This window comes from Pseudomonas sp. FH1 (assembly GCF_000510895.2).
Classification (GTDB): Bacteria; Pseudomonadota; Gammaproteobacteria; order Pseudomonadales; family Pseudomonadaceae; genus Aquipseudomonas; species Aquipseudomonas azotoformans_A.
In genome coordinates, this window is the sequence record NZ_AOHM01000112.1 from 11903 (window position 1) to 23935 (window position 12033).

11 protein-coding genes are annotated in these 12033 nt (G+C 61.1%); 3 read left to right on the forward strand and 8 right to left on the reverse strand.

The window, feature by feature from the left end; translation table 11 throughout:
- Window positions 1-56 precede the first annotated feature (56 nt).
- A complete protein-coding gene (locus H096_RS24980; RefSeq protein ID WP_010209389.1) occupies window positions 57-677 on the forward strand; it encodes a TetR/AcrR family transcriptional regulator in 621 nt (206 codons plus the stop codon).
- A gap of 67 nt (window positions 678-744) precedes the next feature.
- Here H096_RS24980 and preA read toward each other — a convergent pair whose 3' ends face one another.
- The 3 genes from preA to hydA form a co-directional block, all read right to left on the reverse strand.
- Window positions 745-2019: an NAD-dependent dihydropyrimidine dehydrogenase subunit PreA gene (preA, locus tag H096_RS24985; protein WP_033902015.1), complete on the reverse strand. Its 1275-nt coding sequence runs from the start codon at window positions 2017-2019 to the stop codon at window positions 745-747.
- On the reverse strand, window positions 2019-3386 hold the full coding sequence (locus H096_RS24990) for an NAD(P)-dependent oxidoreductase (RefSeq protein ID WP_033902016.1): 1368 nt from the start codon (window positions 3384-3386) through the stop codon (window positions 2019-2021). Before H096_RS24990 ends, preA begins: the two co-directional genes overlap by 1 nt.
- A gap of 159 nt (window positions 3387-3545) precedes the next feature.
- The gene (gene hydA, locus H096_RS24995; RefSeq protein ID WP_033902017.1) at window positions 3546-4985 is read right to left on the reverse strand and encodes a dihydropyrimidinase; all 1440 of its coding nucleotides are present in this window, start codon (window positions 4983-4985) and stop codon (window positions 3546-3548) included.
- 591 nt (window positions 4986-5576) lie between these two features.
- Between hydA and H096_RS25000 the strand changes: the two genes are divergently transcribed.
- Both H096_RS25000 and H096_RS25005 read left to right on the forward strand, forming a co-directional pair.
- On the forward strand, window positions 5577-7058 hold the full coding sequence (locus tag H096_RS25000; RefSeq protein ID WP_033902018.1) for an NCS1 family nucleobase:cation symporter-1: 1482 nt from the start codon (window positions 5577-5579) through the stop codon (window positions 7056-7058).
- 27 nt (window positions 7059-7085) lie between these two features.
- Window positions 7086-8354, forward strand: coding sequence for a Zn-dependent hydrolase (locus tag H096_RS25005; protein WP_033902019.1), 1269 nt, complete (start codon window positions 7086-7088; stop codon window positions 8352-8354).
- A gap of 10 nt (window positions 8355-8364) precedes the next feature.
- On the opposite strand, the gene H096_RS25010 is transcribed toward H096_RS25005, so the two are convergent.
- From H096_RS25010 to H096_RS25030, 5 genes are all read right to left on the reverse strand, one after another.
- Window positions 8365-8862, reverse strand: a complete 498-nt coding sequence (locus H096_RS25010) for an Lrp/AsnC family transcriptional regulator (protein WP_016974875.1) — start codon at window positions 8860-8862, stop codon at window positions 8365-8367.
- Between the two features lie 5 nt (window positions 8863-8867).
- Window positions 8868-9698 carry an ATP-binding cassette domain-containing protein gene (locus H096_RS25015; RefSeq protein ID WP_206542902.1) on the reverse strand — a complete coding sequence of 277 codons (831 nt, stop codon included), beginning with the start codon at window positions 9696-9698 and terminating at the stop codon, window positions 8868-8870.
- A 3-nt stretch (window positions 9699-9701) separates the two neighbouring features.
- Entirely contained in the window at window positions 9702-10415 is a 714-nt protein-coding gene (locus H096_RS25020; protein WP_033902020.1) for an ABC transporter permease, read from the reverse strand.
- Complete coding sequence (locus H096_RS25025; RefSeq protein ID WP_033902021.1) at window positions 10412-11113, reverse strand: ABC transporter permease; 702 nt, start codon at window positions 11111-11113, stop codon at window positions 10412-10414. The genes H096_RS25020 and H096_RS25025 overlap by 4 nt, the downstream gene beginning before the upstream one ends.
- Window positions 11114-11247: 134 nt before the next feature.
- Window positions 11248-12027 carry an ABC transporter substrate-binding protein gene (locus tag H096_RS25030; protein WP_033902022.1) on the reverse strand — a complete coding sequence of 260 codons (780 nt, stop codon included), beginning with the start codon at window positions 12025-12027 and terminating at the stop codon, window positions 11248-11250.
- Window positions 12028-12033 lie beyond the last annotated feature (6 nt).

Genomic DNA, 12033 nt, shown 5'->3' on the forward strand with positions numbered 1-12033 from the left:
GCCGCGATCTAGAGCCGATGGTAGTCTTTAAGCCAAGTTGTTGTCAGGGAGCCCTTATGGGCAATCACAAGATCGGAATTCGTCGGGTCAACGTCGAAAAAATCCTGCTGGCGGCGGAGAAAATCTTCGCCGAGAAAGGCTATGGCAGTACCGCCATGGCGGATATCGCCGAAGAAGTGCAACTGCCGCGCTCCAACCTGCATTACTACTTCACCACCAAGAGCGAGCTGTACAGCGCCGTGCTGTTCGACCTGCTGGAAGTGTGGAAGCAGGACGCCTTGAGTTTCGAGACCTTCGATGACCCACGGGTGGTGCTCAGCAGTTACATCCGCGCCAAGATGCAACGCTCGCGTACCCGGCCCTATGGTTCGAAAGTCTGGGCCAATGAAATCATCCATGGCGCGCCGACCCTCGGTGAAGCATTGGATGAAAGCCTGTACGACTGGGCCAAGATGAAGGAAGCGAAAATTCGCCAGTGGGTGGAAGACAAGCGCATCCTGCCGGTGGAGCCGTCGAGCCTGCTGTACATGATCTGGGCCTCGACCCAGCACTATGCCGACTTTGATCATCAGGTGAAGATCCTGAATGAGCACCAGCCGTTGTCGGATATGCAGTTCGAGAAGGCGATTCAGACGGTGACAAGCGTGATTTTGCGGGGGATTGGGTTGGAGCCTTGAGCCTTATGGTGACGCTGGTTGTTGTTGTGGTGAGCGGGGCAAGCAAGCCCGCTCACCACAGGTTTGACTACACCGCCTCCCGGTAGGGATTCCTCGGATCCTGCGTCCAATTCAAGAACGGCTTGCCGGTATCCATCGGCACCATTTCGATACAGTCCGCCACCGGGCAGGTGATCTGGCACAGGTTGCAGCCGACGCACTCGTCATCGATCACCTCGTATTTATGCGTGCCATCCGGCTGTTTCAAACTGGCGATGGCCTGGTGCGAAGTGTCCTCACAGGCAATATGGCAACGCCCGCAGCCAATGCAGGCCTCCTGATCGATCTTCGCAATCACCTGATAGTTGATGTCCAGGTACTTCCAGTCCGTGGTGTTGCCCACTGCACGCCCGGAAAAGTCCTGCAGGCTGTTGTAGCCCTGACTGTCCATCCACCGCGACAGCCCGTCCTTCATCTCTTCCACAATCCGAAACCCATGCAGCATCGCCGCCGTGCACACCTGCACTGCGCCGCAGCCCAGGGCGACAAACTCCGCCGCGTCACGCCAGTTGCCGATGCCGCCAATGCCGCAGATCGGCAAGCCTTGGGTCTGCGGGTCGCGGGCGATTTCGGCGACCATGTTCAGCGCAATCGGCTTGACCGCCGAGCCGCAATAACCGCCATGAGTGCTTTGCGTGCCCACCACCGGCAACGCGACCATGCGTTCCAGGTCCACGCTGGTGATGGAGTTGATAGTGTTGATCAACGACACCGCGTCCGCCCCCCCACGATACGCCGCCCGCGCCGCCACGCGGATGTCGGTGATATTCGGCGTGAGCTTGACGATCACCGGCAGTGAGCAATACGTCTTGCACCAGCGAGTCACCTGTTCCACATATTCCGGCACCTGGCCCACCGCCGCGCCCATGCCGCGTTCGGGCATGCCGTGGGGGCAACCGAAGTTCAGTTCGATACCGTCGCAGCCGGTGGCTTCCACCAGCGGCAGGATGTTTTTCCAGGACTCCTCGACGCACGGCACCATCAGCGACACGATCAGCGCGCGGTCGGGCCAGTCCTTTTTCACCTGGGTGATTTCCCGCAGGTTGATCTCCAGCGAGCGGTCGGTGATCAGCTCGATATTGTTGATGCCCAGCACTTCACGGTTGGCGCCGTAATGCGCCGAGTAGCGTGACGACACGTTGACCGCTGCCGGATCCTCGCCCAGGGTTTTCCACACCACGCCGCCCCAGCCGGCTTCGAAGGCGCGCACCACGTTGTAGGCCTTGTCGGTGGGCGGCGCGGAGGCCAGCCAGAACGGGTTGGGGGCTTTGATGCCGGCAAATACAATCGAGAGATCGGCCATTACGCAGCCTCCACATTCAGCATGAGTTGGGCGTGCATGGCCTCGGCGGCCAGCTTGCCGTGTTGCACCGCCTGCACGGTGAGGTCCTGGCCGAGGCTGACGCAATCGCCACCCGCGTACACACCGGGAATGCTGGTGCGCAGCTGTTCATCGACGAAGATCCGCTCACCGACACGCTGCAGTTGCTGGGCCAGCGGATCGTGCAGTGCCGTGTTATCGAAGCCCTGGCCGATGGCCTTGAAGATCGCATCGGCCGCCAGTTCGAAGGTTTCGCCGGTTGGGTGCAAACGGCCGTTTTCCATGCGTGTGCGCAAGAAGCGCATGCCACGCACATGGCCCTGATCGTCCAGCAGCACTGCTTCCGGCTGGGCCCAGGTCAGCAGGCGCACCTGGTTGGCCTTGGCGATATCCTGTTCGTGATGAGTGGCGCCCATGTCTGCCAAGCCACGGCGGTACACAAGGTTGACATCGCGAGCACCGAGACGGGCCATCTGCACGGCCATGTCGATGGCGGTGTTGCCGGCGCCGAGCACGATGCAGCGATCGGCCAGGGGCAGTTGGGTCAGGTCGTCGGCCTGGCGCAGTTCGCGGATGTAATCGGTGGCGGCAAGCAGGCCGGGGGCGTCCTCAAAGGGCAGGCCGAGCTGTTTGCTGGCGGCCAGGCCGAGGCCGAGGAACACTGAGTCGAATTGCTGGTGCAGTTCACTCAGCGTGAGGTTGTCTCCCAGACGCTGTCCGTGGCGAATCTCGATGCCACCAATCTGCAGGAGGAAATCCAACTCCTTCTGCGCGAAGTCATCCACCAGCTTGTACTTGGCGATCCCGTATTCATTCAGGCCACCGGCTTTTTCACGGGCTTCGAAGATCACCACGTCATGGCCGTGCAAGGCGCTGCGGTGGGCGCACGCGAGTCCAGCAGGCCCGGCGCCGACCACGGCGATGCGCTTGCCGGTAGCGGCGGCGCGGTGGAAGGGGTGTTCGCTGAAGTGCGCATTGTCGACGGCATAACGTTGCAACAGGCCGATCAGCACTGGGGCGCATTCTTCAGCGTTGTTACGCACGCACGCTTGCTGGCACAGAATTTCGGTGGGGCAGACCCGGGCGCAACTGCCGCCAAGGATGTTGGCCGAGAGGATTTTTTGCGCGGCGCCTTGCACGTTTTCGGTGTGGATGTTGCGGATGAACGATGGGATGTCGATCTCGCTGGGGCATGCATTCACGCACGGCGCGTCGTAGCAATACAGGCAGCGCGAGGCTTCCAGTTGGGCCTGCCGGGCGTTGAGCGGTGGCGCCAGGTCGGTGAAATGGCTGGCGAGCGTCGGTCCATCCTCAGCGGGATGGGGGAGGTGGGTCAGGGTCTGGATCACGTGTTGGCCTCACTTTTCTGGATTGCCTCTGGCGGGCATTTTTGTTGTCTGCACTGGCCTCATCGCAGGCAAGCCAGCTCCCACATTTGAAAGTGTTCACACATTTCTATTTGTGAATGCAGTTCAAATGTGGGAGCGGGCTTGCCCGCGAAGGCGGTATCAGCGTTTCACAGCCACTGGCTTGGAATGCGCAGCCCGCTTGCTCAACTGCTCAAACACCGGCGGATACGTCGGCCGCTCCACATACCGTCCGGCACCGCGCTCGGCGCGCAGGTCGCCATCGGCCCAGACCAGCTTGCCCTGGCTGATGGTGTGGCTCGGCACGCCGCGAACGGTCTTGCCTTCGAAGATGTTGAAATCGACTTTCTGATGGTGAGTCTTGGCGGAAATGGTCCGCGTACCCTCGGGATCCCACAGCACAAGGTCAGCATCGGCGCCCACGCGGATCGCGCCTTTGCGCGGGTAGAGGTTGAAGATCTTTGCGGTGTTGGTGGAGGTCAGCGCGACAAATTCCTGCATCGACAGGCGCCCGGTGTTAACCCCTTCATCCCACAGCAGCGCCATGCGGTCTTCGATGCCGGCGGTGCCGTTGGGGATCTTGCTGAAGTCGTCACGGCCGGCGGCTTTCTGCTCGGCGCAGAAGCAGCAGTGATCGGTGGCGGTGGTGTGCAGGTTGCCGGATTGCAGGCCATGCCACAGTGCTTCCTGATGCCCGCGTGGACGGAACGGCGGGCTCATCACGTAACCGGCGGCGGTTTGCCAGTCCGGATGCTGGTAGACGCTGTCGTCCAGCAACAGGTGGCCGGCCAGGACTTCGCCGTAGACCGGCTGGCCTTTGCTGCGGGCGTAGGTGATTTCATCCAACGCTTCCTGGGTGGACACATGCACCAGGTAGAGCGGCGTGCCGATGGTCTCGGCGATGCGAATGGCGCGGCTGGCCGCTTCGCCTTCGACTTGCGAAGGGCGCGACAGCGGATGCGCTTCGGGCCCGGTGATGCCTTGGGCCATCAGCTTGCGTTGCAGGTGGTACACCAACTCGCCGTTTTCCGCGTGCACGGTGGGCACCGCGCCCAGTTCCAGGCAGCGTTCGAAACTGGCGACGAGGGTGTCGTCCGCCGCCATGATCGCGTTCTTGTAGGCCATGAAATGCTTGAAGCTGTTGATGCCGTGGTGGCTGACCAGCTCGGCCATTTCCTCACGCACCTGTTCGCTCCACCAGGTGATCGCCACGTGGAAGCCGTAGTCCGAGGCGGATTTTTCCGCCCAGCCACGCCACTGGTGAAACGCTTCCAACAGGGATTGCTGCGGGTTGGGAATCACAAAGTCGATGATCGACGTGGTGCCGCCCGCCAGGCCTGCCGCCGTGCCACTGAAAAAGTCTTCACTGGCCACCGTGCCCATGAAGGGCAGTTGCATATGGGTATGGGGGTCGATGCCGCCGGGCATCAGGTATTGGCCGCTGCCATCGAGTATTTCAGTGCCGGCGGGAATATCCAGATTCGTACCAATAGCCCGGATTAGACCGCCTGCGCATAACACATCGGCGCGGTAACTTTCATCATGGGTAATAACGGTGGCGCCACGGATCAACAGCGACATGTCGAGTTCCTCACAGGCTTGACCGGCTTGTGCCAGTTCTAAGTGTTGTAATGCTGCTTACCGAGGGTCAGTTAATTCCTGTCATCGGTGACAGGAATAGAAACTAGCCCGAGTTTTTAGATTGGGCAAGAAGATTTTTCATAAGCTTATATCTTGATTAACTATATGATTTATAAGTATAAAAATAGAAAATCACCAAAATGTAGCGTGCTCTCACCATTTTGACGCACTTGACAGGTTCTTAAATTGAGCAACATTTCTTATTGCAAATCAGATGCTTGAGACTTGCCTCTTGACGGGGCAGGGAAATAAAAATAATTGTGTTGCACCAGATTGAGTCCTGACAGTTCGGGCAACTTCCACGTTATCTAGCCTGAGTAACGTGGCAAGTACCGCAGGCTCACTCGGAAAGCTGATAAACATCAGCGAGTTATATAAGCGGTGCGGGTGCGGTAACGGTTGTCGGCACGGATATTGAGTGCAGTGGCGGCTGGCCGGGCCCGTGATGTCATGTTGTTTACGAGGTACTCCGGCCACCGGCACACACCGTGCAGGTGAGCAAAAATAATTCGAAAAAACCGTGGAGCGGCCATGCAACAGAACAGATCGCAAGTCATTGAGCGCAACGGCCTGTACGAACTCGACGCCGGCCCCGACGTCCTCGACAGTCCGCGCTACAACCACGACATGGCACCGACCAAGGTGCACGAACGCACCTGGAACAAGTGGCACATCACCGCGCTGTGGGTCGGCATGTCCATCTGCGTACCCACCTACACCTTGGGCGGGGTGCTCACCGCGTATTTCGGCTTGTCGGTGGGCGAGGCGCTGATGGCGATCTTGCTGGCCAACATCGTGGTGTTGATCCCGCTGACCCTCAACGCCTTCCCTGGCACCAAGTACGGCATACCGTTTCCGGTGCTGCTGCGCTCGTCGTTCGGCATCCTGGGTTCCAACGTGCCATGCCTGATCCGCGCGCTGGTGGCCTGTGGTTGGTTTGGTATCCAGACAATGTTCGGCGGGCTGGCGATCCACCTGTTCCTCGGCTCGATTTTCGAGGGTTGGAAGTCCCTTGGCGGCACCGGTGAAGTGATCGGCTTCATGATTTTCTGGTGCCTGAACCTGTGGGTGGTGCTGCGTGGCGCCGAGTCGATCAAGCGGCTGGAGACCCTGTCGGCGCCGTTGCTGGTGGCGGTGGGCATTGGCCTGCTGGTGTGGGCGATGCCCAATGTATCCATCAGTGAGTTGATGGCGATTCCGCCGAAACGCCCGGAAGGCGCGAGCCTCACCGGTTACTTCATGGCCGGCCTCACCGCGATGGTGGGTTTCTGGGCGACCCTATCGCTGAATATCCCGGACTTCAGCCGTTACGCCAACAGCCAGAAGGACCAGATCCTTGGGCAGATCTTCGGCCTGCCGCTGACCATGTTCCTGTTCGCCGCCCTCGGCGTGATCATGACCGCCGCCTCGGTGAAACTGGTGGGCGTCAGCGTTTCCGACCCGGTGACCCTGATCGGGCATATCCAGAGCCCGGTGTGGGTGGCCATTGCGATGGCGCTGATCATCATCGCCACCTTGTCCACCAACACGGCGGCGAACATTGTGTCGCCCACCAATGACTTCCAGAACATCGCGCCCAAGCTGATCAACCGCACCACGGCAGTGATCCTGACCGGCCTGGTGGGGCTGGCGCTGATGGGTCATGAGTTGCTGAAAAAGCTCGGCCTGATCGTATCCGACGTGAGCCTGGAAACCGTGTATTCCAACTGGTTGCTGGGCTATTCAAGCCTGCTGGGGCCCATTGCCGGGATCATGGTGGTGGACTACTTCATCACCCGCAAACAACAACTCGACCTGGCCGGCCTGTACCGCGACGACGTGTACCCGGCATGGAACTGGAGCGGTTTCATCGCGTTCGGTGTGCCGGTGGTGCTGACCCTGCTGTCCCTGGGCAGCGATGCGTTCAGCTGGTTCTACAGCTACGGCTGGTTTACCGGCTCGGCGTTGGGCGGCCTGTTGTACTACGGCCTGAATGCCAAGCGCGGGGCCAGCCCGGTTGCCGTCAATCCATAAGAAAAAACCAGCCTGAGGAGATCACTCATGAACGCTGCCCTCGACGTCCTGCAAATCAACCGCGACCGCCTGTGGCAGTCGCTGATGGACCTGGCCAAGCTCGGTGCCACGCCCAAGGGCGGTGTGTGTCGCCTGGCCCTCACCGACCTGGATCGCAAGGCCCGCGACCTGTTCGTGCAGTGGTGCGAAGAGGCCGGCTGCACGGTGACCGTGGATGGCATCGGCAACATCTTCGCCCGTCGTCCGGGGCGTAATCCGAACCTGCCACCGGTGATGACCGGCAGCCACATCGACACCCAGCCCACCGGCGGCAAGTTCGACGGTTGCTTCGGCGTGCTGGCGGGTGTGGAAGTACTGCGCACCCTCAACGACCTGAATGTAGAAACCGAGGCGCCGTTGGAAGTGGTGGTGTGGACCAACGAAGAGGGCTCGCGTTTTCCGCCGTGCATGATGGGCTCGGGCGTGTTCGCCGAGAAGTTCACCCTGGCCGATACGTTGGCCAAGGTCGATGCGGACGGCGTCAGTGTGGGCGATGCGCTGAATGCGATTGGCTACGCGGGTGCGCGGCCGGTCAGCGGGCACAAGGTGGGCGCCTATTTCGAGGCGCACATCGAACAGGGGCCGATTCTTGAAGACGAGAAAAAAACCATCGGCGTGGTGCTGGGCGCCCTCGGGCAGAAGTGGTTCGACCTGAAACTGCGCGGCGTCGAGGCCCATGCAGGGCCGACGCCGATGCACCTGCGCAAGGATGCCCTGGTGGGCGCCGCGGCGGTGGTGGCGGCGGTGAATGCGGCGGCGCTTGGGCATCAACCCCATGCCTGCGGCACCGTCGGTTGCCTGCAGGCTTACCCCGGCTCGCGCAACGTGATTCCGGGTGAAGTGCGCATGACCCTGGACTTCCGTCATCTGGAGCCGGCGCGCCTGGACTCGATGATTGCCCAGGTGCGCAAGGTGATTGAAGACACCTGTGCCAAGCATGGCTTGAGCTTCGAGATGGAACCCACGGCCGATTTTCCGCCGCTGTATTTCGACAAGGGCTGTGTGGACGCAGTGCGGGAGGCCGCCAATAGCCTGGGCTTGTCGAACATGGACATCGTCAGTGGGGCAGGGCATGACGCGATCTTCGTGGCCGAACTGGGCCCGGCGGGCATGATTTTTGTGCCCTGCGAGGGCGGCATCAGCCACAACGAAATCGAAAACGCCGCCCCGGATGACCTGGCGGCGGGGTGTGCGGTGTTGCTAAAGGCGATGGTCGCCGCTTCGGCAGCCATCGCCAGCGGCAAGCTGGCGGCCTGAGTGGCGCTTGCTAGGCCAGTTCGGTGGCGGTGTTTTTCACCACCGCCAACTCCGGATGCGCCACCAACTTATCGATGTGCAACTCATCATTGTTCAACCAGGTCTCCGTCAGCACCCGGTAATGCTCCATGTCCCGGCAGCGCATGCGCAAGCTGTAGTCAAACGGGCCGCTGATCAACTGGCATTCGAACACCTGCGGGCAAGCCTTGACGCAGGCTTCGAAGGCTTTTTGCGCCGAGCGCCCGCTCTGGTTGGACAAGGCCACCAGCACCAGCAACGACAGGCCTGGCGAGACCATCTGCACATCAATGATCGCCCCATACCCACGGATCACCCCGCGCCGCTCCAGCTTGCGCACCCGTTCCAGGCAGGGCCTGGGCGTGAGGTGCACCAGCGACGAGAGCTTTTCGTAGGTGATACGCCCTTGATGGCGCAGCACTTCGATGATGGCTTCATCGATGCGGTCCAGCGCGGGGGAGGAATGGGGTCCGTTGGCCTTGGTATCCATGGGTTTCACTTCAAACGGTTGGAAAGAAATTGCTGCAAGCGTTCGCTGTTGGGGTGGTCGAGGATCCTGGCGTCGCCGTGTTCCTCAACCCGGCCCTGGTGCAAGAACAGCACTTGGCTGGACACCTGGCGGGCAAAGCCCATTTCGTGGGTGACCATCAGCATGGTACGACCTTCCTCGGCCAACGTCTGTATGACTTTGAGGACTTCTCCTACAAGTTCTGGGTCGAGTGCGGAAGTCGGTTCATCGAAGAGGATAATCTCCGGCTCCATCGCCAAGGCCCGCGCAATCGCCACGCGCTGTTGTTGGCCGCCGGAGAGAAACGCCGGGTACTGATCCGCCACGCGGCCCGGCAGGCCGACCTTGTCCAAGTACAGGCGCGCGCGTTTCTCCGCCTCGGCGGCGCTCACGCCCAGCACCCGGCGCGGAGCCATGGTGATGTTTTCCAGCACGGTCATGTGGCTCCACAGGTTGAAGTGCTGGAACACCATGGCCAGGCGTGTGCGCAGGTTCTGCAATTGAGCTTGATGCGGCGCACGGGTGCCGGCACGGCCCTGGCGCATTTCGATACTGATGCCGTCCAGGGTGATCACCCCGGCATCCGGCTGTTCGAGGAAATTGATGCAGCGCAGCATCGTACTTTTGCCCGAGCCGCTGGCGCCGATCAGGCTGATCACATCACCCTGGCGCGCATTCAGGGAAACCCCCTTGAGCACTTCGTGTTCGCCGTAGCGTTTGTGGATGCCTTCGACTTGCAGCTTGATGGCTGCAGTGGCGGGTTTGGCAACGGGTTCGTCAATGGGATAAGCGGCCAGGGCCTGCGCGGACTGATTCATGGGTTAGCCTCGGGTAGGAACAAGAAAACGCATCCAGCGACGTTCGGCCAGTCGGAACAGGCCCACCAGTGCAAAGGACAGCAGCATGTAGAGCAGGGCCGCGATGCCGAAGGCCTGGAACGTCAGGAAGGTTTCGGCATTGGCGTCGCGGGCTACCTTGAGGATGTCGGCCACGGTGGCGGTAAACGCCAGGGAGGTGGCGTGCAGCATCAGGATCATTTCGTTGCTGTAGGCCGGCAATGCGCGGCGCAGCGCGGCGGGCACCACCACGAACAGGTTCAAGCGCCAGCCATGCAGGCCATAGGCGCGGGCCGCTTCGAGTTCACCATGGGGAATATTGCGAATCGCCCCGGCGAAGATTTCCACGGTGTAGGCGCAGGTGTTGAGCACAAACGCCAGCAGCGTGCAGTTCAGCGCATTGCGGAAAAACTGGTTGAGCAGGGCGTTGTCCTGCACCACTTCCAGGCTGTACAGCCCGGTGTAGCAAATCAGCAGCTGGATATACAGCGGTGTGCCGCGAAACAGGTAGGTGTAGAACTCCACCGGCCAGCGCAGCCAGACGTGCTCGGAAACCCGCGCAAGCGCCAACGGGATCGACAGGATGAAGCCGAACACCACCGAGACGATGAACAGCCACAGGGTCATGGCCACGCCGGACAACCCCGCGCCATCGCTGAACAGATAGGCCAGGCCGTATTGCTGGAACAGTTCGATCATTGCGCCATCCCCTTGATGCCGAGGTTGTAGCGCCGTTCGAGGCGTTTGAAGATGCGGTTGGAGAGGGTGGTGATCACCAAGTACACCAGGCCGGCGAGGATCAGGAAGTACAACGGCTCGTTGGTGGTTTTGCCGGCATTTTGTGCGGCCTTGACCAGGTCCGACAGGCCGATGATCGACACCAGCGCCGTGGACTTGAGCAGCACCAGCCAGTTATTGCCCAGGCCCGGCAGCGCGAAGCGCATCAGTTGTGGGAACAGCACCAGGTGAAAGCGCTGCCAGCGGCTCAGGCCGTAGGCGGTCGCCGCTTCCAGTTGGCCGGCCGGCACGCTGAGGATCGCGCCCCGGAAGTTCTCGGTGAAATACGCTCCGTAGATAAACCCAAGGGTGACCACCCCGGCGGTGAACGGGTCGATTTCAAAGTAGTCCCAGCCGAACATTTCGCTCAGGTCGTTGAGCCACAGTTGCAGGCTGTAGAAGATCAGCAGGATCAGCACCAGGTCCGGCACGCTGCGGATCAAGGTGGTGTAGAGCGTGGCCGGTACGCGCAGCCATTTGGCGCGGGAGAGCTTGGCGCCGGCGGCGATCAGGCCCAGGGCGAGGCTCAGGGCCAGGGCGAGGAATGACAGTTTGAGAGTCATCCAGGCGCCTTGGGCCAGCATGGGGCCGTAGCCTTGCAGGTTGAGGAGTTCGTTCATGGGGTAGATCTCGAAGGAGCGCACAGGTTGATTGTGGGAGCTGGCTTGCCTGCGATAGGGAACATCAGTCACAGCTGTGCAAGCTGACCCACCGCGATCGCAGGCAAGCCAACTCCCACACAAGGACGAGGCTGCTATTCGTGGTAGATGTCCTGATCGCCGAAGTATTTCTTCTGGATCTCGGCATAAGTCCCATCCGCCTGCACAGCAGCGATGCCCTTGTTGATCAGCTCGCGCAATGCCTGATCGTTCTTGCGCAAGCCCATGGCGATGTCCAGGGGCAAGGTCGGGTCCTTGAAGGCCGGGCCGGTCTTGAAGTCGGCGCCTTCGGGTTTGGACAGGAAGTTGAGCTGGGCTTCGAGCTTGTCGGTCAGGGTCGCGTCGAGGCGGCCGTTCTGCAGGTCGGCGTAGTTCTGGTCCTGGGACTGGTACGCCTTGATCTGCGCGCCGAGCTTGGCCAGGTGCGCACGGGCATAGGCCTCTTGCAGCGAGCCCTGCAATACGCCGACTTGCTTGCCCTTCAGCGATTCCGGGGTGTCGCCGAAGTCGGCGCTTTTGCGCGTAATCACCGAGGTCGGGCTGAGGAACAGGCGGTCACTGAAGTCGATGATCTTTTCGCGGGCCGGGGTCACGGCCATGGAGGACATGATCGCGTCGAACTTGCGTGCGCGCAGGGCCGGGATCATGCCGTCGAATTCGTTGTGCACCCAGGTGCATTTCACTTCCAGCTTGGCGCAGATCGCGTTGCCCAGTTCGATATCGAAGCCTTGCAGGCTGCCGTCGGCGGCGACGGATTCGAAGGGGGGATATTCGGGGAATACGCCGAAGCGGATTTCTTTCCAGTCCTGGGCGTGGGCGGCGGTGGCGCAGAGTGGCAACAGCAATGCGGCGAAGAGTGATCGCAGTGGAGTCATGTGGAG